At 60.6% G+C, this 24,761-nt stretch carries 26 protein-coding genes; 11 read left to right on the forward strand and 15 right to left on the reverse strand.

The window, feature by feature from the left end; all coding sequences use genetic code 11:
• Position 1 precedes the first annotated feature (1 nt).
• The 3 genes from DMZ65_RS00705 to DMZ65_RS00715 are packed head-to-tail and all read left to right on the forward strand — an operon-like array spanning position 2 to position 2,645.
• Positions 2-1,012, forward strand: a complete 1,011-nt coding sequence (locus DMZ65_RS00705) for an ABC transporter permease (protein ID WP_116597007.1) — start codon at positions 2-4, stop codon at positions 1,010-1,012.
• A 29-nt stretch (positions 1,013-1,041) separates the two neighbouring features.
• Positions 1,042-2,043: a dihydroxyacetone kinase subunit DhaK gene (locus DMZ65_RS00710; protein WP_116597538.1), complete on the forward strand. Its 1,002-nt coding sequence runs from the start codon at positions 1,042-1,044 to the stop codon at positions 2,041-2,043.
• Positions 2,040-2,645, forward strand: coding sequence for a dihydroxyacetone kinase subunit L (locus DMZ65_RS00715; protein ID WP_116597008.1), 606 nt, complete (start codon positions 2,040-2,042; stop codon positions 2,643-2,645). Before DMZ65_RS00710 ends, DMZ65_RS00715 begins: the two co-directional genes overlap by 4 nt.
• Before the next feature lie 69 nt (positions 2,646-2,714).
• On the opposite strand, the gene DMZ65_RS00720 is transcribed toward DMZ65_RS00715, so the two are convergent.
• Genes DMZ65_RS00720 through mtnK form a run of 5 tightly spaced genes read right to left on the reverse strand, consistent with a single transcriptional unit; the run spans position 2,715 to position 7,859 of the window.
• The gene (locus tag DMZ65_RS00720; protein WP_116597009.1) at positions 2,715-3,794 is read right to left on the reverse strand and encodes an aldo/keto reductase; all 1,080 of its coding nucleotides are present in this window, start codon (positions 3,792-3,794) and stop codon (positions 2,715-2,717) included.
• Positions 3,795-3,805: 11 nt separating this feature from the next.
• Positions 3,806-4,486, reverse strand: a complete 681-nt coding sequence (locus DMZ65_RS00725) for a class II aldolase/adducin family protein (protein WP_116597010.1) — start codon at positions 4,484-4,486, stop codon at positions 3,806-3,808.
• Complete coding sequence (locus DMZ65_RS00730) at positions 4,483-5,496, reverse strand: sugar-binding transcriptional regulator (protein WP_116597011.1); 1,014 nt, start codon at positions 5,494-5,496, stop codon at positions 4,483-4,485. Before DMZ65_RS00730 ends, DMZ65_RS00725 begins: the two co-directional genes overlap by 4 nt.
• A gap of 3 nt (positions 5,497-5,499) precedes the next feature.
• Positions 5,500-6,603 (reverse strand): S-methyl-5-thioribose-1-phosphate isomerase, encoded by a 1,104-nt coding sequence (gene mtnA / locus DMZ65_RS00735; RefSeq protein ID WP_116597012.1) that lies wholly within the window; start codon positions 6,601-6,603, stop codon positions 5,500-5,502.
• Complete coding sequence (gene mtnK / locus DMZ65_RS00740; RefSeq protein ID WP_116597013.1) at positions 6,600-7,859, reverse strand: S-methyl-5-thioribose kinase; 1,260 nt, start codon at positions 7,857-7,859, stop codon at positions 6,600-6,602. The genes mtnA and mtnK overlap by 4 nt, the downstream gene beginning before the upstream one ends.
• 129 nt (positions 7,860-7,988) lie before the next feature.
• On the opposite strand from mtnK, the gene DMZ65_RS00745 reads away from it, so the two are divergent.
• From DMZ65_RS00745 to DMZ65_RS00760, 4 genes are all read left to right on the forward strand, one after another.
• Positions 7,989-9,506 carry a sugar ABC transporter ATP-binding protein gene (locus tag DMZ65_RS00745; RefSeq protein WP_116597014.1) on the forward strand — a complete coding sequence of 506 codons (1,518 nt, stop codon included), beginning with the start codon at positions 7,989-7,991 and terminating at the stop codon, positions 9,504-9,506.
• The gene (locus DMZ65_RS00750) at positions 9,503-10,513 is read left to right on the forward strand and encodes an ABC transporter permease (RefSeq protein WP_116597015.1); all 1,011 of its coding nucleotides are present in this window, start codon (positions 9,503-9,505) and stop codon (positions 10,511-10,513) included. The genes DMZ65_RS00745 and DMZ65_RS00750 overlap by 4 nt, the downstream gene beginning before the upstream one ends.
• Before the next feature lie 25 nt (positions 10,514-10,538).
• Positions 10,539-11,579 (forward strand): substrate-binding domain-containing protein, encoded by a 1,041-nt coding sequence (locus DMZ65_RS00755; RefSeq protein WP_116597539.1) that lies wholly within the window; start codon positions 10,539-10,541, stop codon positions 11,577-11,579.
• A 62-nt stretch (positions 11,580-11,641) separates the two neighbouring features.
• Entirely contained in the window at positions 11,642-12,085 is a 444-nt protein-coding gene (locus tag DMZ65_RS00760) for an RbsD/FucU family protein (RefSeq protein ID WP_157960537.1), read from the forward strand.
• 165 nt (positions 12,086-12,250) lie between these two features.
• Here the strand turns inward: DMZ65_RS00760 and DMZ65_RS00765 are convergent, their stop codons facing one another.
• The 8 genes from DMZ65_RS00765 to DMZ65_RS00800 form a co-directional block, all read right to left on the reverse strand.
• On the reverse strand, positions 12,251-12,976 hold the full coding sequence (locus tag DMZ65_RS00765; protein ID WP_116597017.1) for an SDR family oxidoreductase: 726 nt from the start codon (positions 12,974-12,976) through the stop codon (positions 12,251-12,253).
• Between the two features lie 12 nt (positions 12,977-12,988).
• Positions 12,989-13,762 carry an SDR family NAD(P)-dependent oxidoreductase gene (locus DMZ65_RS00770; RefSeq protein WP_198662593.1) on the reverse strand — a complete coding sequence of 258 codons (774 nt, stop codon included), beginning with the start codon at positions 13,760-13,762 and terminating at the stop codon, positions 12,989-12,991.
• A gap of 3 nt (positions 13,763-13,765) precedes the next feature.
• Positions 13,766-14,332 (reverse strand): SIS domain-containing protein, encoded by a 567-nt coding sequence (locus DMZ65_RS00775; protein ID WP_116597018.1) that lies wholly within the window; start codon positions 14,330-14,332, stop codon positions 13,766-13,768.
• A 3-nt stretch (positions 14,333-14,335) separates the two neighbouring features.
• Positions 14,336-15,379 (reverse strand): NAD(P)-dependent alcohol dehydrogenase, encoded by a 1,044-nt coding sequence (locus tag DMZ65_RS00780; RefSeq protein ID WP_116597019.1) that lies wholly within the window; start codon positions 15,377-15,379, stop codon positions 14,336-14,338.
• Between the two features lie 12 nt (positions 15,380-15,391).
• The gene (locus tag DMZ65_RS00785) at positions 15,392-16,393 is read right to left on the reverse strand and encodes a sugar-binding transcriptional regulator (protein WP_116597020.1); all 1,002 of its coding nucleotides are present in this window, start codon (positions 16,391-16,393) and stop codon (positions 15,392-15,394) included.
• Between the two features lie 76 nt (positions 16,394-16,469).
• Positions 16,470-17,288, reverse strand: a complete 819-nt coding sequence (locus tag DMZ65_RS00790) for a carbohydrate ABC transporter permease (protein ID WP_116597021.1) — start codon at positions 17,286-17,288, stop codon at positions 16,470-16,472.
• 3 nt (positions 17,289-17,291) lie between these two features.
• Positions 17,292-18,158, reverse strand: a complete 867-nt coding sequence (locus DMZ65_RS00795) for a carbohydrate ABC transporter permease (protein ID WP_084350071.1) — start codon at positions 18,156-18,158, stop codon at positions 17,292-17,294.
• 66 nt (positions 18,159-18,224) lie between these two features.
• The gene (locus DMZ65_RS00800) at positions 18,225-19,568 is read right to left on the reverse strand and encodes an ABC transporter substrate-binding protein (RefSeq protein WP_198662594.1); all 1,344 of its coding nucleotides are present in this window, start codon (positions 19,566-19,568) and stop codon (positions 18,225-18,227) included.
• A gap of 147 nt (positions 19,569-19,715) precedes the next feature.
• On the opposite strand from DMZ65_RS00800, the gene DMZ65_RS00805 reads away from it, so the two are divergent.
• Positions 19,716-20,732, forward strand: a complete 1,017-nt coding sequence (locus DMZ65_RS00805; RefSeq protein WP_116597023.1) for an ABC transporter ATP-binding protein — start codon at positions 19,716-19,718, stop codon at positions 20,730-20,732.
• Positions 20,659-21,468 carry an HAD family hydrolase gene (locus DMZ65_RS00810; protein WP_116597024.1) on the forward strand — a complete coding sequence of 270 codons (810 nt, stop codon included), beginning with the start codon at positions 20,659-20,661 and terminating at the stop codon, positions 21,466-21,468. Before DMZ65_RS00805 ends, DMZ65_RS00810 begins: the two co-directional genes overlap by 74 nt.
• A gap of 335 nt (positions 21,469-21,803) precedes the next feature.
• On the opposite strand, the gene DMZ65_RS00815 is transcribed toward DMZ65_RS00810, so the two are convergent.
• Positions 21,804-22,262: a component of SufBCD complex gene (locus DMZ65_RS00815; protein WP_232824838.1), complete on the reverse strand. Its 459-nt coding sequence runs from the start codon at positions 22,260-22,262 to the stop codon at positions 21,804-21,806.
• A 416-nt stretch (positions 22,263-22,678) separates the two neighbouring features.
• Here DMZ65_RS00815 and hemB point away from each other — a divergent pair, with 416 nt between their 5' ends.
• Positions 22,679-23,677, forward strand: coding sequence for a porphobilinogen synthase (hemB, locus tag DMZ65_RS00820; RefSeq protein ID WP_438942691.1), 999 nt, complete (start codon positions 22,679-22,681; stop codon positions 23,675-23,677).
• Positions 23,678-23,818: 141 nt separating this feature from the next.
• Positions 23,819-24,376, forward strand: a complete 558-nt coding sequence (locus DMZ65_RS00825) for a lipid-binding SYLF domain-containing protein (RefSeq protein WP_116597026.1) — start codon at positions 23,819-23,821, stop codon at positions 24,374-24,376.
• Positions 24,377-24,446: 70 nt separating this feature from the next.
• Here DMZ65_RS00825 and DMZ65_RS00830 read toward each other — a convergent pair whose 3' ends face one another.
• Positions 24,447-24,716 carry an usg protein gene (locus tag DMZ65_RS00830; protein ID WP_116597027.1) on the reverse strand — a complete coding sequence of 90 codons (270 nt, stop codon included), beginning with the start codon at positions 24,714-24,716 and terminating at the stop codon, positions 24,447-24,449.
• Positions 24,717-24,761: the final 45 nt, after the last annotated feature.

Raw genomic sequence — 24,761 nt, forward strand, 5'->3', positions numbered from 1 at the left:
CATGTCTACACACACATCCATGAAAGACGTCACCGCCGCCCCGGAATTCCGGTTGCTGGTGATCGCGGTCTTTGTCTTTGGCCTGATGTCCGTCCTGTCGCCGGACCGCTTCCTGTCGGCGCAGAACCTGACCTCCATGGCGTTTCAGTTTCCGGAATTTGCAATTCTGGCGCTGGCCATGACGATTGCCATGATGACCGGCGGGATCGACCTGTCGGTTGTGGGGGTCGCCAACCTGTCGGCGGTGGTGGCAGCGCTTATCCTGACGCAATTCTCGGATGCCGAGATGCCTGCCTCGCAATCGGCACTCTGGCTTGTCATCGCCGTCACGGCGGCGCTGTGTGTCGGGGCCATTGCCGGGTTGATCAACGGATCGCTGGTGGCGTTCTTTGGCCTGCCGCCCATTCTTGCCACTGTGGGATCGGGTCTGGTCTTTACCGGCTTTGCCGTTGCCATGACCGGCGGCAGCGCGGTGATGGGATTTCCGGGCACCGTCGCGCTGATCGGAAACGCGACGCTTCTGGGCGTTCCGGTGCCGCTGGTCCTGTTTGTCCTTTTGGCCGTCCTGCTGCACCTGATCCTGACACGAACTGCCTTCGGTCTGCGGGTGACAATGTACGGGGCCAACCCGATGGCCGCGCTTTATGCCGCCATTGATGTCAACCGGGTGCTGCTCAAGGTCTACATGATCGCAGGGGTGTTTTCGTCCATTGCGGGTCTCATCGTGATGAGCCGCGCCAATTCGGCCAAGGCCGATTACGGGTCGTCCTACCTGCTTCTGTCGGTGCTGATCGCCGTATTGGGCGGGGTGAACCCTTACGGCGGCTACGGGCGCGTGATCGGGGTCGTCCTGGCGGTGCTGTCGATGCAATTCCTGTCCAGCGGCCTGAATATGCTTCAGGTCTCCAACTTCGCGCGAGAACTGATCTGGGGGGCACTGCTGATCCTGGTCATGGTCATCAACACCCACGCCCTCACCGCCCTACGCGGCAGCCTGAAACCTTCGAAATAAACATCCATCCCGAGCGGGAGGAGGACATGATGAAAAAGATACTCAACAATCCAGAAGACTATGTAGACGAGATGCTGGCCGGGCTGACTGCCGCACATCCGGAATATTACCGCCTGCATGGCGATGGCGGCAAGGTTGTCGCCCGCGCGAAACCGGGCAAGGATGGCAAGGTCGGCATCGTCACCGGCGGCGGATCGGGCCACCTGCCCGTCTTTACCGGCTATGTCGGCACAGGTCTGCTTGACGCCTGCGCCATCGGCGATGTCTTTTCTTCGCCCTCAGCCGAACAGATGGCAGATGCAATCCGCGTGGCCGATAGCGGCGCGGGCGTGCTGCGCCTTTATGGCAATTACGGCGGCGACGTGATGAATTTCGACATGGCCGGAGAGTTGGTGGAATTCGAGGACATCACCTGTTCCACCGTGCTGCTGGCCGATGACGTGGCCTCTGCCCTGCCCGAGGAACATGAAAAGCGGCGCGGCGTGGCTGGCATGGTCTACGCTTTCAAAATGGCCGGAGCCGCCGCCGAGGAAGGCCGCGATCTGGCGGGCGTGACCGCCGTGGCGCAGAAAGCCGCCGATGCCTGCCGGTCCATCGGGGCGGCCCTGTCGCCCTGTACGGTGCCGCAAGCCGGCAAACCCACCTTCGAGATCGCCGATGACGAAATGGAAATGGGCATGGGCATCCACGGCGAACCGGGCGTCTGGCGCGGCAAGCTGCAAACGGCTGACCAGATCGCCGGCGAGATGATGGATCGGCTTCTGGCCGATATGCCGATTGCCAGCGGCGACCGTGTCTCGGTCATGGTCAATTCGCTGGGGGCGACCCCGCCGGAAGAGTTGTACATCCTGTATCGCACCGTGAAGGCCCGGCTGGAGGAAGCAGGCGCGACAATCGTCATGCCGCTGGTCGGCCGCTATGCCACCTCGATGGAGATGACGGGCGTGTCCTTCACCCTGTGCAAGCTGGACGAAGAGTTGGAAACGCTTCTGAATGCCCCCTGCGACTGCGCGTTCTGGAGGGTGGGATGACGATCACCCGCGACGCGCTTTTGTCCGCCATTGACCGCATTGCCGCGGCGATGGAGCGTGACTTCGACATGCTCAACACTGCCGATGGAGCCTTGGGCGACGGTGATCTGGGCGTCACCATGTCCCGCGGTATGCGCGCCATCACCGCCATGAAGGACGACCTGCCCGACGATATCGGCAAGGCGCTGTTTCAATGCGCGCAGGCGTTTACCAAATCGTCGGGGTCGTCCTATGGCACGTTGATGGCCACCGGGTTGATGAGCGCCGCCAAAACCCTGCGCGGCGCGCAGTCGATTGACGTGGCCAATGTGCCGGACCTGATCGCGGGTGCGCGCGACAAGATGCAGGAACGCGGCAAGGCGGACCTGGGCGGCAAGACCGTTCTGGACAGCCTTGATTATGTCGCCCGCGCCACGGCCAAGGCCGACGCCGGGGATATGGCCCACGCTGCTGCCCAGGCGGTGGACGATGCGCTGGATGATTTCCGTGACAAGCCCGCCACGGTTGGACGCGCGCGGATATTCGGTGACAAAAGCATCGGCATGGACGATCCCGGCATGCTGGCCATGCAATCCGTGGTCAAGGCAGCGACCGGACAGTAAAACCGCTGCCAAAAACGGAAAAGCCGAACACCGATGATGCGGTCCGGACCCTGCCCGGACCGCTTTACTTTAGACCAGCGGATCGTCCCCGCCATAATAGCGATCCGCGTAATCCGCATGCAGGGCCTGATCGGCGGCGCTGAAACGCGGCTGGGCAAAATTGTGCTGATGCCAATAGGGATAGACCAGCGGCAGGCGGCTGACATCGTTGAGGCGGGTCAACTCGTCTTCACTCAGCACCAGATCCACGGCGCGGAAGTTACGCTCGAACTGTTCCACCCTGCGGCCGCCGACCACCAGTGACGCGATCGCCGGACGGGTCAGAAGCCAGGCCAGCGCGACCTGAGCCGCCTCGACCTCATGCGCCTCGCCGATTTCGACCAGCACATCGACGATGTTCCACAGCCGCTCTGTGTCGCGGATCGGCGGTTCGTCCCATCCCGCAGCCTGACGTGATCCTTCAGCCGGTCCGGCACCCCGGCGGTGTTTGCCCGACAGCAGCCCCGCCGCCAAAGGCGACCACACCAGCACGCCCAGACCCTGATCGACCGAAAGCGGCAAAAGCTCGTATTCCGCTTCACGCGCCTCGATCGTGTAGTGGATCTGCTGGGTGGCAAATCGGCTGGAATGACGCGGCGCGGCGGCAAGCGATTTCATCACATGCCACGCTGAATAATTGGAACAGCCCGCATAACGGATCTTGCCCTGCTGGATCAGCGTATCCAGCGCCTCCATCGTTTCCTCGACAGGGGTCAGGCCATCCCATTCATGCATGTAGTAAATGTCGATATGGTCGGTGCGCAGCCGCTTTAGCGAGCGTTCACATTCACGGATCAGGTGCCAGCGCGACAGGCCTTCATCGTTCGGGCCGTCGCCAATCGGCATCCGCGCCTTCGAGGTGACAAGGATGTTGTCATATCGGCCTTCCAGCACCTCGCCCAGAATTTCCTCGGACAGTCCGGTGGAATACATGTTCGCCGTGTCGAACAGGTTGATACCGTTGTCGATGCAGGTGTCGACAAGCAGCCGTGCATCGCTGACATCCTGACTGGCGGCGCGGCCAAAGTCCCCGCGCCCGCCAAATGTGAACGTCCCCATTGTAAGTGCCGAAACCTTCAGCCCGGTCTGTCCCAGGGTGCGATACTGCATGATGTGTTTCCTTAGCCTTTTGTGTTGTCTGTCTCTCGCGGCCCGTAGTTTTGGAATGCGACCAGCACCTCTGCGATTTCGGCATCCGACAACATATGCGCCTCGCCGCCGATGCTGCTGAACAGATAGGTGCGCGCAAGCGTTTCAAGCTCTTCCAGCCGCCAGCGGGCCTTGTCGATCGTTTCGCCCAGAACCGTCGCGCCGTGATTGGCCATCAGGCAGCCGTGCCGGTCCGCCATGATCTGCGCCATGTTGGCACAAAGTTCCGGGCTGCCAAAGAGCGCATAATCCGCCAGCGGCACATTATTTCCACCAAAGGCCGCGATCATGTAGTGGCATGCCGGGATCTGTCGGCGCTGTACCGCAAGCACGCTGCAATAAGGCGGATGGGCGTGCAAAACCACCGGCATATCGGGGCGCGCGTTGTGCATCCCCTGATGGAATGGCCATTCCGAGGACGGTTTTGCGCTGCCATCCGCCGGCAAGCCGGAGAGCGGGATCGTGACCATCGCCTCGGGCGTCAGGGCCTCGTAGGGTACGCCGGAGGGCGTGATCAGGATACCCTCATGGGTCCGGGCCGAAATATTGCCCGAAGTGCCTTGGTTGAGGTGCCGTTCGTTCATCCAGAGGCAGGCGTCTATCAACGCCTGACGGGTTGCGGTGGTATCGGGAAGCGGGGGTGCTGGCGTCATGGTTTCATCTCCAACAATTCTTGCGCGACCCGCGTGCTGGTCGCCAAATGCGTGACAAAGCCGCCCTTGATAGCTGCCTTTGCAGGTGCCGCGCGGCCCGGACCCGCAGCGACCAGAAGCGCCATATCCTTGCCGCGCATCTGATCCAGGGTCACGCCGATCATGCGGTCCTCAACCTCGGTCGGCACGGGCTGTCCCGCGCTGTCGATCAACCGGCCACAGATCACGCCGACTGCGCCATTGTCACGGGCATCGGCGATGGTTTCAGCGCTCAGGATGCCGGAGCGCACCACATGGGCGTCAGCGTCGCAGGTGCCGCAAGCCAGAACGGTCTTGTTGCAGCCTGCCAGCGCGTCAAGCTGGTCATGCACCACCGGTTCGGCCGACAGCGCGTCGCGCAACGCCTTGCTCGACAGGACCAGCGGCACATGCAGGTTGATGCATTGCCCGCCCAGCCTTTGTGCCAGTATCGCGGTACATGCCTCGGCGGCAAAGCCAAGTGCGGCGGGGCGCGACCCCAGAAGCTGGATCACCGTCAGGTCCGGCACCGGCGTGTTTGGCAGTTGCTGCGCCATCTGGTACACGGTCGCGCCCCAGGACACACCCAGCCTGTCGCCCGGCCCCAGCAAACGGGGCAACCAGTCGGCCGCCGCCCGCGTCACCCGCGCGACGCTTGCCGCAGCGCCCTCGGGATCGACCGGATCATCGGGCACCACAAGGGCCTCGGCCAAGCCGTAGACGGCGCAAAGCTCTGCCGCAAGACGATGGCCGCAGAACACATCGCTGTCCAGATGCACCCGCACCCAGCCCCGCGCGCGCGCCTCATTGAGGTAATTGACCACCGAAGCGCGGCTGATCCGCATACGTTCCGCGATCTCGTTCTGGTTCAGCCCGTCGTGATAATAAAGCCATGCCGCCTCGACAAACGGCGTGTCGTCACGCGGTGGAAGCCGCGCAAGATCCGTGGCACCGGGTTTTGCCTTGCCCAATGGCCCGACGGTCACGGGCATCGCCTATTCTGCCGCTCTGACAAAATCCGGGAACAGATTGGCCAGCCCTTCCTCGGAGGCCTCGCAAACCCCGCGTTCGGTGATCAGGCCGGTGACCAGACGGTTCGGTGTCACGTCAAAGGCCGGATTGCCCCCGTCCGTCCCGGCGGGCGTGACTTGTACGGTGCCGATCTGCCCGTCCTCTGTCAGGCCCTGAACATGGGTGATCTCTTGGGCGTTACGCTCTTCGATGGGGATTTCGGACACGCCATCGCTGACGGTCCAGTCAATCGTCGGCGATGGCAGCGCGACGTAGAACGGCACATCGTTGTCCCGTGCCGCCAGCGCCTTGAGATAGGTGCCGATCTTGTTGCACACATCGCCGCGCCGGGTGGTGCGGTCGGTTCCCGTGATGACCAGATCCACCATGCCGTGCTGCATCAGATGCCCGCCTGCATTGTCGGTGATATAGGTGTGCGGCACCCCGTGTTTGCCCAGCTCCCATGCGGTCAGCGCGCCCTGATTGCGTGGCCGGGTTTCGTCCACCCAGACATGCAGTGCAATGCCTGCGTCATGGGCATGGTACATAGGGCTTGTCGCGGTGCCCCAATCCACGGTGGCCAGCCATCCGGCATTGCAATGGGTCAACACCCGCACAGGCTCTCCCGCGGGTTTTCTGGCGGCAATCTCCTGGATCAGGGCAAGACCGCTTTCACCGATCCGGCGGTTGATCTCGACATCCTCATCGGCAATCTCATGCGCGAGGGTCAAGGCGGCAGCAGCGCGGTCGGCCTCGGCCAAGGGGCGCAACGCCGCACGGCAGCGGTCCAGCGCCCAGCGAAGGTTGATGGCCGTGGGGCGGGTCTTTTCAAGAAACGTCCAGGCCGCATCCATATTCGTATCCGTTGGATCCTCGGCCATCGCCAGCGCCATGCCATAGGCCGCAGTGGCACCGATCAGCGGTGCCCCCCGGACCCGCATCTGGTAGATCGCATCGGCGAAATCCTGCATCGTCGCCACGGGAACGACGCGGAATTCATGCGGCAACCAGCGTTGATCTATGATTTCCAGAACGTCATTGTCACTGTTCCACCACAGGGACCGATAATGCGTGCCGTCGATGTTCATAAGACATCCTTTCCATTGTAGTCCCGCGCAAGGGCGCAAACCGCCTGCGCATTTGCAACCGTATCTGCCGTGTGAATCAGTTCCGCGCCCATCAAGAGGTTCCGGGCCTCAAGCGATGCACGAACCGACATATCGGCGATGTCTTCGAAATCGGCATTATGCGCCAATGACAGGCAACGCCGATGCATCTCGATCCCGCAAACGACCCAGGCGTCGCGCCACAGCCCCGTCAGAACGGCGTCGCAGGCCGGGCTGCTGTCATGGCCCTGATCTTCGAACAGCGCGGCCGGAAACAGGATGCCTGTCCGCTCGGTCGCCCAGAGATGACGAAACTCCGCCTCGAAAATACGGCAAGTGTCCGCGATGACCCCAAGGATCCAGTCCTGATATTCGTCAAGGTCAGCCCCGCGATGCGCAGGCTGGCTGAAATAGGCCATCAGGAAATTCGCACAAAGCATGCCGATATCGAATCCCAGCGGGCCGTATTGCACAAATTCCGGGTCGATCACCCGGCTGTCGCTACCCGTCGACATGATCGACCCGGAATGCAGATCGCCATGCACCATGGTTTCGGTGTTCGACACGAACCGCTGCAACGCCTGCTGCGCCTTGATCTTGAGGGCCACATCCGCGCGCAGCGTTGCAATGACCGGGTCCAGCCCCTCCGTGTGGCTGTTCATCTCTGCATCGAAATACGGATCGGTAAAGACCAGCGCCTCGGTGATGGCGGGGATTTCCACATTTCCGGCAAAAAGCGCCACATCCGCTTTCTTGTCCGGACTGCTCATCGACAGTTCGGACCCGCGAAAGGCCGTGCGGGCGCAGTAACGCCCCAGAAACTCTGCAAGACCGGCGACATGTTCGCCCGCGATCAGCTTGCGGCGCAGGATCACATGCGGGGCCAGAAACTCCATGATGATCAGCGCCTGCGACTCGTCGAAATGGTAAATGGCCGGCACCGCCCCCGGATCGCGGGCGGCCTGACGGATCAGCGCGTGATATTCGTAAAACGCCCGGTATAGGGGCAAAGGCCAGCTATCGCCGACAAGGCGCACATAAGGCAGCGCCTGTTTGACGATGACTTTACCGCCGGGGCCCGTGACGATGAACACAAGGTTGAGATTGCCGTCCCCGACCTCTTCCACCTGCCACAATGCCGGATCTTCACCGACCTGCGCTGTCAGGGCCGTCACGTCTTTCAACCGTTCCGGCAAGGTCTCCACGGTTAATGCTTCATACGCCGTGTCTGCGCTCATCAGCGATGTCTCCCTCTTGCTTCGACGCGCTGTCACGTCTTGGGTAGCCTCGTATTTATACTTTTGTCAAATCATTTGACAAATGCATTCCCCCGCGCCTACCGTCGCCCCATCAACGGGAGGAAGCGAGTGGCCGGTGACGCGCTCAAAGTGAACGGATTGCAAAAATCCTTCGGGAAAAACCATGTATTGCGTCAGATCGACCTGACCCTTTCGCCGGGCTCCGTAACCGTGCTTATGGGGGCCAACGGTGCGGGGAAATCGACGCTGGTCAAGGTGATCTGCGGCCATCATCGCGCCGATGGCGGCACAATGACACTGGCCGGATCAGCGTTTGAGCCGACAGATGCGGCGGACGCGATCCGCAAGGGCGTGGTCACTGTACATCAATCCATTGATGACGGGGTGATCCCGGATCTGGACGTGGCCAACAACCTGATGCTGGACAGTCTGGTGGATCGCGGTCACGGCCTGTTTGTCCGCGAACGCCACCTGCGCGCCGAGGCCGCAAAGGTGGCCGCCGCGATGGGCATTGACGTGAACCTGCGCGCGCGGGTGTCCGACCTGGCGGTTGCCGATCGCCAGATGATCGCCATCGCCCGCGCCATGGCTCGCGCCCCGAAAGTGCTGATCCTGGACGAACCGACCTCATCGCTTTCCGCGACCGAGGCGGACCGGCTTTTTGCGCTGATCGACCGCCTGCGCGATCAGGGCGTCGCGATCCTGTATATCTCGCACCGCATGTCTGACATCCGCCGCATTGCCGACCGCATCGTGGTGATGCGCGACGGTGCGATCTCTGGCGTTTTCGACACGGACCCGCTGGATTACGAAGCCGCAGTCACCGCGATGCTGGGGCACCGGATGACCGATGTGGATGTCGCGGTACAAAGCGGCACCAAGCCGGTTCTCGAATTGCACGATCTGCAACTCTTCCCCAACGCCACGCCGATCAACCTTGCAGCGCATGACGGTGAGGTGGTGGCGCTTGTCGGCTTGCTGGGCAGCGGGAAAAGTCGGCTGGCAGAGATCCTGTTCGGCATCACGCGCCCCGCACAGGGACAGATCCGCATCAACGGCACGGGCTACGCGCCTCGCTCGGTCGAGGATGCGATTGCGCAAGGGGTGTTCATGTCCCCCAAGGACCGGGGCACCAATGCCGTGATCCCGGCGTTCGACATTGCCGACAACATGACCCTGCCCTTCCTTCAAGGTCTCAGCATCGGCTCGTTCCTCCGAGCGCGCCAGCAACGCAGCAGGGCGCAGGAGATGGTCCACCAGCTTGGTATTGTGTGTCAGTCGGTGGGCGACGGCATCGACACACTGTCGGGTGGCAACCAGCAAAAGGTGATGATCGCCCGCTGGCTGCTGGAACCTGCCAAGGTGCTGCTTCTGGATGAGCCGTTTCAGGGCGTGGACATCGGGGCGCGGCGTGACATCGGGCACCATATCCGTGCCTCGGCACCGGGGCGCACCACCTTGGTCTTTCTTGCCGAGATTGACGAGGCGCTTGAGCTCGCCGACCGCATTATCGTGATGAATGAGGGCGCAATCGTCGGTGAACACGCAAACCAGAACATCGACCTCGCCGCGCTGGTCGCGGATATTTCGGGGGCCAAACCTATCGCAACAGGCACTGCTACATGAACGACCGTCTACTAGATTTCGCCATCCGTTATGGCTTTTTGATCCTTCTGATCGGGCTGATCGTCTATTTCAGCCTCGCGGCACCGGGGTTCTTTGGCCCATTATCCGCCGCATTCGTGCTGCAATCGGTGGCGATCACGGGCATCCTTGCACTTGGTGTGACCTGCACGCTGGTTGTCGGCGGGTTCGACCTGTCCATCGGGGCGGTCGCGACCTCGGCGCTGATGCTGTCGGCCTATTCCATGGTGATCCTCGAACACCCGACCCCCGTTGCCGTGATGCTGTGCCTTGGAATGGGTGCGCTGGTCGGGTTCATCAACGGGGTGCTGATCGTGAAATTCCGGGTACCTGACCTGTTGGCGACGCTGGGCATGATGTTTCTTCTGATCGGCTTGCAGCGCATCCCGACGCAGGGCAACTCCATCGCGGCGGGCATGATGTTGCCGGATGGCAGCGTGGCCGAGGGCACGTTTTCCGCCGCCTTCCTGTGGCTGGGTCGTCACCGTTTTGACGTGGTCATCGACCGGTTGCTGCCGATGCCGGTGGTGATCTTCGTTGCCATTGCCGTGTTGATCTGGCTGTTTCTGGGCTTCACCCGGCATGGACGTCTGATGTACGCAATCGGGTCGAACGCGCGGGCGGCCGCGCTCGTCGGTACGCCGGTCAACCGCTACAAGATCGCGGCCTACATGATTTCTGGCGTGACCGCCTCTATCGGGGGAATCCTTCTGGCCGCACGGCTGGGGCGCGGCGACATTGCCAGCGGCAACAACCTGCTGCTGGACAGCGTTGCGGCTGCGCTGATCGGGTTTGCGGTTCTGGGTGTCGCCCGGCCAAACGCGTTCGGCACCGCCATCGGCGCGCTGTTCGTCGGCATCCTGCTGCAAGGCATGACGATGATGAACGCGCCCTATTACACACAGGATTTTGTCAAGGGGGCCGTGCTTGTCGCCGCTCTTGTCTTCACATTTTACCTGTCCTCACGCCGTACCGGCACGGGACATTGATCATCAGCGAATGGGAGAACGCGATATGTTGAGACGTCATTTCATGGCCATGGCGAGCGTGGCAAGCCTTGCGCTTGGCGCGGGTGCGGCAACGGCACAAGAACCACCTGCCCCTTTGGACAATCCCGAAGATGTGACCATCGCGCTTGTGCGCTACCTGTCCACGGGCGACTTCTTTCAGGCCTATCTGTCCGGCGTCGAAACCCAAGCTGATGCGCTTGGCGTCAACCTGCGCGTGCTGGACAGCCGTCAGGACGCGGCGCTTCAGGCCGATATGGTGGATCAGGCCATCGCGCTGGGTGTGGACGGGATCATCATCCAGCACGGGCTGACAGAATCCATGCGCGAAGCCGCGCAGCGGGCCGTGGATGCGGGCATCAAGGTCGTCGCTTTTGACGTGAACGTTGAAAACGAGGCCATCCCGCAGATCGAACAGTCCGACTACCTGCTGGGCAAGCTGGCGCTGGAACAGGCCATCGCCGACAATGGCGACAGTTTCGCGGCAGGCTATGTCTACGTTCCGGGCATCGCGCCACTGGATCGTCGTCATGTCGCCTGGGAAGAGGTCAAGCAAGCCAATCCCGGCATCACCGAGGCCGCTCGGGTCGGCACGCTCGACAATCCGATTGCCAATGCCAACGCAAATCAGGCGCGCGCGGCGCTTCAGGCCAATCCCAACATCTCGGTGTTTTTCGCACCCTTCAACGAGTTTGCAAAAGGCGTGAAAATCGCCGCGGACGAGCTGGGCCTGAGCGGTGACCTGAGCATCTATTCCGCCGACGTCTCGACCGCGGATATCGCCCTGATGCGGGAGCCGGGCAGCGCCTGGAAAGCGACCGTGGCCACGAACCCATCCGTGGTGGGCGAGGTTTCGGTCCGGGCGCTGGCCCTGATGCTGACGGGCGAGGATCCGGGTGCCTCCGTGGTGGTGCCGCCAACCCTGATCACGCAGACCTTCCTGAACGACAATGACATCCGCAATATGGAAGATCTGGGCGCGAAGATGCCCCAGTTCCAGCATGCCGATGTGGCGGTGGCCGACTGGATGGCCCTGCCCGCGCGCTGATGCATACCGATCCGGCCCTGACAGTTTCGGGGCCGGACCCCCTTTCAGGAACGGAGCGTCCCATGCTGATCGGAATGGACCCACGAACGACACCCGAATTGCTTTATACGCTTGCGCGGATGGGGCATGGCGATGAGATCGTCATCGCCGACCGCAACTATCCGGCCCAGTGGTCAGCCGCCGGCTGTCTGGTCAAGGACGTGATCCATTATCCCGGCCATGACGCAACAATCGTGGCCGACCTGATCACCCGCCTGATGCCGCTGGACACGTTCCACACCCATTCCGTCCTGCGCATGGAGATCGACGATCAGCCCGACACGATGTCAGACGTGCATCGGGCCGTCTGGGACGTGCTGACACCGCGCTTACCCGAAGGCGGCATATTATCAAGCATCGAACGTCAGGCCTTTTATCGCCGCGCCGGAGGCAGCTTTGCCGTAGTGCAATGCAGCGAGGATCGTCCCTTCGGATGCTTTATCCTGCGCAAGGGTGTCATTTTCTGAAAGCATACTGCGCGGCGCGACCGTCAAACAGCATGTAGGGCAGCGTCGCATCACGCCACATCTGAATGTCGCGCTTCTGGCTGGCCAGCAGCGTACCCGCCGCATCGAAAAGGCCCGCGCGCTGCCGGTTCCGACATCGGCACCTACAAAATCAGGTCCGGTCATCTACAGATCCACAGCATTGGGCAGAAGGACCAGATCGCGAATGGTCACGTTCCGCGGCCGTGTCAGCATGAACACCACGCAATCGGCAACTTCCTTGGGTTGCATCAGGCTGCCTTCGGCCAAAGCCTGATCCATCTTGGCCTTGGGCCAGTCATCCAGCAACGCCGTGACAACGGGCCCCGGAAGGATCGCCCCGACACGCACGCCGTGTTGGGACATCTGCCGACGCACGGTGTGGGTGAAGGCCTGCACCGCATGTTTGGAGGCTGTATAGATCGGTTCCCAGACGACGGGAACGACCCCGGCGACGGAACTGGTCAAAATGACATCGCCGGATTTTTGCGCCGCCAGATGCGGCAAGACCGCGTGAACAGACCGGAACACCGCGTTGATGTTGAGGTTCAGCACCCTGTCCCATTGATCCGGATCGCCTTCAAGAACGTCGCCCCCCACATAGGCACCTGCATTGGCGTGGAACACATCCAGCCTGCCGGCCTGTGCCAGAATCTGCGGCAGCATCTGCGCGACGCTCTCGGGGTTCAGCAAATCGGTCACAACCGGATAGGTGCCTGCGCCAAGCTCTGCACAGGCTTTTTGCACTGCGGCCTCGTTGCTGTCGATCAGCGCGACCTGCGCACCTGCGGCCAGACATTCCCGCGCACAAGCCAGACCGATGCCAGAGGCCGCGCCTGTGATGGCAACAACCTTGCCGTTCAGATCATTCATTTCGTCTGCTCCCTAAATGCTGGAATGACCGCCTTCGATCATCATGATGGCACCGTTCACAAGATCCGATGCCGGTGAGGCCAGATACAGCGCCATATCCGCAATCTCGACCGGTTCTCCGAAACGCCCAAGCGGTGTGCGGGCGATAAACGGATCCTTCTTCTCGGGTGCGGACCAAAGCTGTTTGCCCATCTCGGTCATGACCACGGTCGGGCAGATCGCATTGACCTGCACGTTATGTGGCGCGGCCTCGACCATCAGCGATTTGGTCAGGGCGTTCAGCCCGCCCTTTGATGTGGCATAGGCCGCATGATCCTGCAAAGCGATCACGCCGGTCTGCGACGAAATATTGATGATCTTCCCCGATCCGCGCGCCATCATTCCGGGCAGCAAAGCCTGCGACAGGACAAAGGGGGCTGTCAAATTCACGGCCATCGTCCGCGCCCAGTCCTCAATTGCATAGCTGGTCACGGGTCCGGTGACCGCGATCCCGGCCGAATTGACCAGAATGTCGATGTGACCTTCTGCACCTGCCAATGCTGCTTTGGCGATGCCCATGGTTTCATCCGCGCAGGCCAGATCGCCCGTCACTGCGGTAAATTTGCGCCCAAGCGCCGTAACCGTCCGACCCAGTTCCGCCAATCTGTCCCGATCCCGCCCATGACCGATAATATCGGCACCCGCATCGGCAAACACCTCGGCAATGGCAAAGCCGATCCCCGACGATGCGCCTGTCACAAGCGCCGTGCGCCCGGCAAGGCCAAATCGGTTTTCCCATTGCGCCATGGTCTACTCCAGATTGGTGTGGTTGGCGCGCATCGCCTCTGGTGACAGAGCCAGACGGTCGCGCAGATCCAGAACCAGAAATTCAAAGAACAACAGCATCAGCACCTCGAATAATGACCCCATCGGCAACACCGAATTGCCAGCCGCCCCCTGATCCGATGCCATGGTCTGCGCGGGAAGATGGACCACCAGATCCGCGTCAAGCGGCACAGCGCCGTCAGGTGTCGCGGTGATGCACAGCACCCGCGCGCCCGCGTTCCGCCCGACCTGTGCCAAGGCCGAGACGGTCGAGAACTCACCGGGGCCCGCGCTTATGAACAGCACGTCGCCATCCGCGACCGGCGGCACTGTCATGTCGCCCGCCACATGCGCATCAAGGCCCAGATGAAACAGGCGCATTGCCAGCGCCTTCATCATCAACCCCTCGCGGCCAACGCCGTAGCAGACGATCCGTCCCGCGCTGGCCAGAACCGTCGAAAGATCGTCGATCTGATCCAGAACCGCTTTGCCCAGGCCCGGACGCAATTCGTCCAGAACCCGATCTGCCAGACTCTCTCGGGGCGGGGCCATCGCTCAGGCGTCCTGCATATTGATCTGGATCTTGACGTCGGTCGGGAGCGCCGCGACGGCGCGTTCAAAGGCTTTCACGCTGTTGGAGAATGCAAACGTGGCCGAGATCAGCGGCTTGAGATCAACCTTTCCGGACGCCAAAAGCTCTATCGCGCGGTCATACATGTTTGCATAACGGAAAACCGTTTCCATGCGGATTTCCTTGGATTGGGCCAGCACGATGTCCACCGGGACCGGATCTACCGGCATCCCGACCCAAACCACGCAGCCCGCAGGTGCCACAGCTTCCAGCGCGGTCTGCACCGATTTTGCCGCCCCCGCACATTCAAAGACCACATCAGCGCCCCAGCCGGACGTGCCCGCGCGCACGACCTCTGCCGCGTCGTCTTTGGTCACGTTGATCGGGTGGATATTTCCGTAATTCGCGGCAACGCCCAGCTTTTCATCGACCAGATCAGAGATATAGACCTTGGAACACCCGCCTGCCAAAGCCGCCAGCGCCACCATGATTCCGATTGGGCCGGCCCCTGTGACCAGTGCCACATCGCCGGGCTTGATCCGGGCACGGGTTGCCGCTTGCATTCCGATCGCAAAGGGTTCGACCATCGCACCCTCGGCAAAACTCACATTCTCGGGCAGTTTATAGGTGAAGGCAGCGGGATGGACCACCGACGGCGTCAGGCATCCATGCACCGGCGGGGTGGCCCAGAACCGCACATCGGGATCGACGTTATAGACACCCAGCTTGCTGGCCTTGGAGGCCATGTTGGGAATACCCGGCTCCATGCAGACGCGATCCCCGACGGCCAGATGGGACACACCCTCGCCCAGTTCCGTGACAATGCCCGCGGCCTCGTGGCCCAGAACCATGGGCGCGTTGACGACAAAGGGGCCAATCTTTCCATGCGTGTAATAATGCACATCGCTGCCGCAGACACCGACCGTATCCACGGCGATCCGCACGTCACCCGGCCCCACATCGTCTGGCAGAGCAATGTCCCTCAGCGCCAGTTTGTTCTTTTCTTCCAATACCAGTGCAATCGGCATCGCTATCCCCGTCTAAACTGAACCTGTTCGATCAGTGTCCCGCGCCACTGTCGTGTTTTCAAGCAATGCGCGGGCCGTGTCCTCATCCGTCACCAACGTGTTCACAAAGCCGCGCCGCAGCGCCGCCGTTATTACCGGCAGCTTATGCGCCCCCCCAGCGGCAAGGATCACGTTGGGTATCGCCGTCAGATCCTCCAGCGAGACACCGATAACGCGCTCGTTCACCGGATGATCGATAAGCGCACCATTCGCATCAAGCACATGCCCGATAATGTCGCCTACCCCGCCGCGTGCGCGCAGCTCTTCGGCGTCAATATCCTTGGGAAGCGCATCACGGACCAGCAGCGAACTGCACAGATCCCCGGTCGCCAACGCAACCGCGCCGCAAGAGCGGATCTTGTCCAGCATATCAGCGATGATGTCCTGCTGCATGAACATCGCCTGGCTGGCTGCGCTTCCGGCGAACAACGGTGCCGTGAAAAAGCTGTGTTCCGCATTACACAGATCCGCAAGCCGCGTGGTGATTTCGTACCCATTCACATCCGACCCGCGCGTGATGCCGCCCATGATCGACACGATTTCCAGATCGGGTCGGTCGATTGGCTGCATGAACCGGGTGGCCAGATTAAGCGTATTGCCCCAGGACATGCCAAATTTCTTCAAATCGGGATCCGTCAGAATTGGTCCCAGATAACTGCCCAACCCCGCACTTATCAGTGGCGTCGTCGAGGCAGGGCTTTGCGGCGAAGGGACGATAACGGCACGCGCCAGCCCGAAACCGCGTTCGACTTTCCATTCCAGATCAGCCGAGGCCGCATAAATGGAATCGACACTGATCCGCAAGATACCGCGGCGCCGGGCCTCGCCGAGGGCCTTGTTCACGCGCATTCGGGTGATCCCGAACCGCTTTGCGGCGTCGGCCTGTGTCAGGCCTTCGATCTCGCAGGCCCAGGCCAGACGCACCAAAAGCTGTTCGTCCTCGTCGATCTGTTCAATTTTTACACTCCGCGACATCTGAACCGCTAGACGCCATAGCGGCGGGGCCGCGGGTGGAGCTTGCCGCGCGTGCACATTCCGGAACCTGCAACGCTCATTTGACCGCCCCCATGGTCAGACCGCGCACCAGTTGCTTGGACGCAAGCAGCGCAAAGATCAGCACCGGGATCACGATCAGCGTCGAGGTTGCCATGATCTTGCCATAGGGAAGGTTGTAGCCCTCCATGAAGGACACGGCCATCGCGGGGGCTGTCTTGGCTTCGGACCGGGTCAGGATCAGGCCGAACATCAGCTCGTTCCACGAAAAGATGAACGAGAAGATCGCCGATACCGCGACGCCCGGCATGGCCAGAGGCAGGCAAATCTTGCGCATGATCGTAAATTGCGAGGCCCCTTCCAGACGCGCGGCTTCGTCCAGATCATAGGGAATACCGCGAAACTGGTCCGTCACGATCCAGATCACGATCGGCAGGTTGAAGGTCAGGTAGATCAGGATCAGCGTGATATGCTTGTCCAGAATACCCAAATTCCGCGCAATCAGGAAGAACGGCAACGCCAGCACGATGGGCGAGACCATGCGATTGGTGATGAACCAGAACCAAAGGTCCTTTTTGCCACGAAATTCAAACCGGGCCAGCGCAAAGGCCGCAGGCACCCCCAGAAAAATCGCCAGAACCGTGGTCGAGATCGCAATGATCAAAGAGTTGATCAGCGTGCGCAACACACCATCTTCGAACAAGGCTTCGCGGTAGTTGTTCAGCGTCGGTTCGAATATCCAGACCGGCGGTGCCTCAAGCGCCACGATCTGTGTCTTCAACGAGGTCGTCACCATCCAGTAGAACGGAAAGACACAGACCGCGATGATGATGAAAAGCAGCAGGATCTGCGAGGCCAGAGACCGCGTGGTATTCATCGCTCAAACCTCTTTGTAGAAGACGCGAATATAGATCTGCGCCAGAATGATGGTGATGATCAGCAAGATGATTGCCTGCGCCGATGCCAGCCCCTGATCGAACCCGCGAAAACCGACGCGCTGGATCATCAAGGATATGAACTCGGTCGCGGCACCGGGCCCGCCGCGTGTCAGGGTAAAGACCATGTCAAACAGCTTCAGCGTGTCCGCTGTCCGCAGGATCAGCACCGCCACAAGACCGGGCAGCAAAAAGGGCAATTGCACATAGCGCAGGACCGTCCACCAGCTTTTGGTTTCCAGACGTGCGGCTTCTTCCACCTCACCGGGCACCATGGTCAGGCCCGCCAGCAGCACCAGCGCCACGAAGGGCGTCCACTGCCAGACATCCCAGAAGATGATCATGGCAAAGGCATTGGTCGGATCGCCGATCCAGTTGATGTTGGCCCCACCAAGCATCTGATTGATGACACCGAATTTCTGGTTGAACATCACCTGCCCCAACAGGCCGACCACCGCATAGGTCGTGGCCATCGGCAGCACCAGCGATAGCCGCGCAAGGGTCTTGAGGATGGTCAGTCCTGGTTTGTGCAGGACAAGCGCGATGCCCAGACCAAGCGCCAGTTGCAAGGGAAGCGCAGTGCAAAGCAGAAAGAACGTCCGTCCCATCGCCTGCCAGAACACCTCGTCTGTCAGCACTGTCCAATAGTTTTCAAGCCCGATGAATTTGACCTGCTTCAGCTTGATCAGGTTGAAGAAATGCAACGAGGTCCACGCCGCATACAGCAAGGGCGCAATGCCCACGATCGCAAGACCGAAAACTGCCGGAGCGATAAAACCGATAACTGTACGTCTGGAAACTTGTCCGCGCATGGTGCGCCTCCCGGCAGTCAGATCAAGGGCGGCACGTTCTGCGCCGCCCTCTTGGTGGTATGTGGTTTATTGCGCGAGCGGCTTGTCGCCCGAGTAATAGCCAGCGTCTTCCAGCACCGCTTCCATGCGGGTGCCGATTTCCTGAGCGCCCTCTTCGGTCGTCACTTCGCCCAGCATCATCTTCGTGCCCCATTCCTGCACGATCTCGGTGATTTCGGGCCATTCGGCAAAGCGTGGGCGGAATTCAGGCACACCGTCCTGCCAGCTTTCGACCAGCGCGGGGATATACTTGAACGTCTCGGCCAGCGCCGGATCTTCATAGGCGGACTGCCGGGCGCTGACGCCGCCGCGTTCCACATATTCGACCGCATTGGCTTTGGATGTCGCCCACTGGATGAACAGATAGGCGGCTGCCTGCTCGGCCTCGTCCGCCTGACTTGCCACTGCCATCGAGAAGCCACCAAGTGCAGGCTTGCGCCCGGCCGGGCCTTTTGGTTCGGGCGCGATTTCTACGCAGTCCGCGACCTTGGAGGTTTCCGGCGACACGACGCTGGAATAAAACGCCGACCATTCGGTGATCATCGCAATATCGCCTTGCGCGAACCCGTTCACCACCTCGGCGTGATCATAAGCCACGATGCCGTCCGGCATGTATTGCATCAGATCCTGACGAAACTGAAGTCCGGCCTGCGATTCAGGCGAATTGAGGTTGGATTTGAAATCGGCGTCAAGAAATGACCCGCCAAACGGCCAGATCATTCGGGCGAAACTGTCTGCCGACTGCGTTTCATTGCGCTTGGATTGCAGGGCAAACGCGTATTTCCCGTCTTTGGTCAACGCTGGCCCGTACACGTCCTTCAACTCTGTCCATGTCTCTGGTGGACCGTCAAAACCGGCTTCTTCAAGCATGCAGCGGTTATAGAACATCAGGCCCGAATAGTTATCGACCGGAAGACCGTAGGTTGTGCCGTTCCAGCTGCCGAATGCGTCCAGCACAAGCGGGAAGAAGTCGTCGATATCCAGATCGGGATCGACAATATCTGGAAACTTGGCCTGAACATCAGCAAGCGGCAGCGCCCAGTCGTTTTCGGCAAAGTTGCCGATCCAGACAAGGTCGATCAGCACGACATCCAGATCGCCACCAGCCACGAAGTCGCGAACCTGTTCACCCAGAGCATTCTCATACGGGTGCTTGATGACGTTTACCTTGATCCCGGTTTCTTCCTCGAATGCCGGCAACATGGCTTCAATCGCCTCGTAGCCCGGACGCAGAAGGAACACGACATCAACGGTGGTGCCCGCATAAGGCTCTGCCGCTTTCGCCAGGCTCCAGCCATGACCTTCGGCCAGCGCGCCTGTCGCCATAACACCGGACAAAGCCACGGAACACAGAAGCTTCCTGATACTCATTTTCTCATCCTCCCTATCGCAGTAATTGATTGACAATCATATGTGTCTGCATGGATACAAATGTAAATTCGGCGGGTATGAAAAAGCAAGTGCTTTCTTTCAGTCAAGCCGGTTGAAGCCCAAAGGTGACGACGGAGGAAGTCCAGGATGGCCACAGTACAGATCCGAAAACTCAACAAGTATTACGGTAAGATGCAGGCCCTCTTTGATGTGGATCTGGATGTGGCGGACGGTGATTTCGTGGTCTTTGTCGGGCCTTCCGGCTGCGGGAAATCAACGCTTCTGCGCGCCCTTGCAGGATTGGAAGGCATCGATTCCGGCACGGTAAAGATTGGCGGAACAGACGTATCGAATGCCGAACCGGCGGATCGTGGCCTGTCGATGGTGTTCCAGTCCTACGCGCTTTACCCGCATATGACCGTCCGTCAGAACATGGAATTCGGCATGAAGGTGAACGGCGTCGCCCCTGCCGAACGCACTGAGCGGATTGATGAAGCCGCGCGCATTCTGCAACTGACCGACTATCTTGACCGCAAGCCGTCGCAACTGTCAGGCGGTCAACGTCAACGCGTTGCGATCGGCCGGTCGATCGTCAAGAACCCATCAGTGTTCCTGTTCGACGAACCGCTATCCAACCTTGATGCCAAACTGCGCGTCCAGATGCGGGTGGAGCTTGAGGCTTTGCACAAGCAACTGGCGGCAACGATGATCTATGTGACCCACGATCAGGTCGAAGCCATGACGATGGCGGACAGGATTGTCGTGCTCAACGGCGGGCGCATCGAACAGGTCGGCACCCCGATGGAGATCTATCACACCCCCGACAGCAAGTTCGTCGCCGAATTCATGGGGTCTCCGGCCATGAACGTGTTCCGACACAGCGGCATGCGCGATATAGCTTTGCGCCCGGAAGCGACCTATATCGGCTGCCGTCCGGAGCATATGGTTATCCACCCGAAGGGCGGCGGGAATGTCGACGCGGTTGTTTCGAACAAGGAACAACTGGGCGGCGAAAACCTGCTATATCTGAAACTGGCTGGTGGCCTGACCTTGGTCGCACGCGTTGATGGCGACGACCAGACGGCGGTGAATGCCGAGGTCGGCGTCGAATTTCCTTCCAACCGCCTGCATCAATTCGATCAGGCTGGCCGCGCGCTGCGATAGGACGGCCCTTTTGGCGATCACCAACAATGATCCCCGATGCCCTGCCTTTGTCACCGACCTGGTGATCCTGGATTTCGATGGCGTTGTGGCGGATAGTGAGGTCATCTCGCTGGGCAGTTTGCAAGCCGCCCTGCAAGACTTTGGCGTCGTTGTCGACCTGCCCGAGGCGCGTCGCCGCTTTTTGGGAAAATCCCTGACCGCGATCAAAGCCGACGCGAGCCAAATCGCCCCCGAAGGAAAATGGGACGGTTTCGAGAACCACTGGCATTCCATCCTGTTTGAAAGGTTCTCGAAAGAACTGGCTCCTGTTGCAGGCGTGGCGGATTTTCTTGCACGTCTCAAAGCGCATGGCCTCCCCTATTGCATTGCGTCAAGCAGCGGGCTCGAACGCATCTATTTCGCGCTGAGTGTCATGAATCTGACCGACCATTTCCCCCGTGTTTTCAGCGCCCAACAAGTGACCCACGGCAAGCCGGCACCAGACCTGTTCCTGTATGCGGCCCGCAGAATGAACACCGCCCCCGAACGATGCGTGGTGATCGAAGATTCGCCATATGGCATCCTGGCCGCAAGGGCCGCGGGAATGCGTTCAATCGGTTTTCTGGGGGGGCAACATCTTGCAGGATTGCAAATATCGCATCGCCAATTGTTATTGGCGCAGGGCGCGCACGAAATTGTCGATGCTTTCGATGAGATCACGTTCGAGGGACAAGTACATTTGCAGAATCGGGTGTGATTTTTGTTCCTGAAGCTTTGGCGGCCAAAGGTTGCGGGGGCTGTACGCGGGCCGCGCGTAGAAGAGCCGGAACATGTCTGCGCTGATACCCGGTGCTGCTGGGGGCGGCATCATGGATAGCCACCACATTCATGCGTGATGGCTTAGGATTCTAGCCGGCTCGCCCCCAGGCAAGCACATTGTTTGATCGCGTGCCCGGAGACGCCTGTGGGGGAGACGCCTGTGGGAATGAGGGGCCAGCCCCTCATACTCCCCGGAGTATTTTTGCCAAGAAGAAGCACAAAAGAGCCTGAGGGCGGTGTTGTGCTATTTCAAGCGCGGACCTGCGGCGGTCCTTATGATCCCAGAACGCCGACGGACAAGACCCTGTACATGCCCCAAAGCGTCGTCACAAAAATGGCCGCCATAGCCACGGTCTGAACCCAGACACGGTGGCGGTGCAAATGGCGAAAGAGCGCCTCACCCTGAGGCCCCTCGGCCCGGATGCGTCTTGCGGCAAGCAGCGACAGAAGCGCGACGATGCTTAGCGGCAGACTCAGAAGAAACAGTGCCTGGGCCAACTCGATCCAATACACCCAGCCAAGAATCAAAAGCCCGGTGAGCATGAAACAGCCCAGACCCAGCAGCCAAATCCCGGCCTGATCGGCCATACGCAGACGTCGCAGGACGTTGATCCGGACCATGTCCTCCAGGTCTTGCTCTGCCTGACCTCCCTGTCTGCGCGCGGCGGCAATCATGTGATAGGGCACGCCAAGCACATGGTGGCTGACCATCGACCAGACAGTTGCGAGCATGATCCAGAACCAAATGCTGGAAAACGACCGCAAGTCGATTGCCTCTAATATGGTTCCGTACAAATTCTATCCTCTGCCTTTTCCGCGCGATTTCGTGTCGATATGCCTGCTGGCCATGACCGTTTGCCCTTAACCGCGCCCTTGCGCAAGGCATGCGCTTGCAAATCCGGTTTGGGATGGTGGGCCGGGAGTGGCCTGCCGCATGGTGAATGCGCCGCAAACTGTCCGGTTGCAGGCCTGTGCAATGGCGGGCCTGTCCTGTTGCTCCGGCTTGGTTTTCGACAGGCCGTGATGACGCCAAATCGTCGGTTGCTTCCGAAGCCCTTTGCCAATTTACGCGCCTGCAAGGTCTGGACAATGCGCCCCCCGAGGGTGCATCCAAAGGGAAAGTTGCAATCAGCCAGAGGTCAACGCCCGTGTCGCATATACAGCCCCCCTTTCCCGCCGCCCGGTTTCGGCGCGCGCGCCAGTCCGAAGCCATCCGTTCGCTGGTTCGCGAGAACACGCTCTGCCCGTCGGATTTCATCTGGCCTATTTTCGTGCGCGATGGCGAGGGGATCGAAGAACCCGTCCCCTCGATGCCCGGCGTGGTGCGACGGTCCGTCGACCGTGTGGCGCAGGCGGCGCGCGAGGCGTTTGCCATGGGCATTCCGGCGATTTGCCTGTTCCCCTATACCGAACCGGCACTCAAGACCCCCGATTGCGCCGAGGCCTGGAACCCCGAAAACCTGTCGAACCGCGCAACACGGGCGATCAAGGCAGCAGTGCCCGACATGGCTGTGATGACGGATGTGGCGCTGGATCCGTATAACAGCGACGGCCATGATGGTTTTGTCGAGAATGGCGAGATCGTCAACGACCGCACGGTGGAGGCATTGGTGAAACAGGGGCTGTCGCAGGCCGATGCCGGCGCGGATATCATCGGGCCGTCGGATATGATGGATGGGCGCATCGGCGCGCTGCGTCAGGCATTGGAGGGCGCGGGGCATTCCAATGTCATGTTGCTGAGCTATGCCGCGAAATATGCCAGCGCCTTTTACGGCCCGTTCCGTGATGCGGTGGGGGCATCGGGTGCGCTGAAAGGCGACAAGAAAACCTATCAGATGGATCCGGCCAATTCCGACGAGGCGCTGCGATTGGTGGCCCGCGATCTGGCCGAAGGCGCGGATATGGTGATGGTCAAGCCGGGCATGCCATATCTGGACATTTGTCGCCGGGTGAAGACCGAGTTCGGCGCGCCGACCTTTGCTTATCAGGTGTCAGGCGAGTACGCGATGATCCAGGCGGCAGCGCAGAACGGCTGGATCGACGGAGAGCGGGCAATGCTGGAAAGTCTGATGTGTTTCAAGCGTGCAGGCTGCGACGGAGTGCTGACCTATTTCGCCCCCGAGGCAGCGCGCGCGCTCGGAGCATAGCGGACACTCGCCGAACGGCCATGCAATGGCGTGACAGACGGCGGGTTTCCGCGTATAATGCAACATAACCGGCCAGAAACGTCGGATCCGAGGCAATCAGGCGCACCCAAAACGCGCCGCATCAGAACGAGAGCAGGCAACATGAGCCAGATTTCCCGACGCAATCTTACCCTTTCCCTGGGGGCCCTGCCCCTTGTCGCGGCCTGTGCCAACGGCATCGGCAGTGACGGTCCGCAGCGGATCGACGCCCGCGTAGACGCCACTCTCGCGCAGCTTTTCACGAACTTTCCGGGCACGCGCTCTTTGGAAAGCAAATCGACCGGTATGCTGGTCATGCCGCTGGTCACCGAAGCCGGCCTTGGCCTTGGCGGTGCCTATGGGCGCGGTGCGCTGCGTGTCGGCGGTGTGACGGTTGACTATTATTCGACCACGAAGGCCAGCGCAGGCATTCAAATCGGCGCGCAACAATATGCGCATGTGCTGTTTTTCATGACCGAAGATGCATTGCTGAATTTCCGCCGTTCGCCCGGATGGGCCGCCGGTGCGAACGTGCTTTATGCCACGCCGGAAACCGGTGCGACGCTTGCGGCCGAAACGACAACCTCCATGGCACCGGTCATTGCCGTTGTCTTCGGTCAGTCCGGCCTGCGGGTCGGCGCGACTCTGGAAGGTGTGAAATACACCCGCATCATTCCATAGCGACAAGACGAAACGCCAAGCCAATTGGGGGGCTATACGCCCCCCCCCCGCCAAGCGTTTTTGCATGTCATCAGTGGTAGGTGAATTCACCGACGACGTTCTGCCATTCCCCGGATGACAGCATCTTGCGATGGGTAAAGCGGACAGAATGCAGCGGGCCTTCGATTTCGTCCTGCCAATATTCGATGAACCGGAACAGTTTAGGATGATCCGGCGCAAGATCGTATTCCTGCCAGATAAATGTGTTGAGAACATTCCGGTAGTCCGGCATCCGGTAGAACATTTCGGCCGTGGTCAGCCCGTAGCCACGCAGCATCAATTCGGTTTCGCTTTCCTGCATTGGGAACCTCACGTTTCTTATGGGTCTGTAAATCATGCCGGGCAA

Origin of the sequence: Primorskyibacter marinus, assembly GCF_003313245.1 — a bacterium.
Lineage (GTDB): Bacteria > Pseudomonadota > Alphaproteobacteria > Rhodobacterales > Rhodobacteraceae > Primorskyibacter > Primorskyibacter marinus.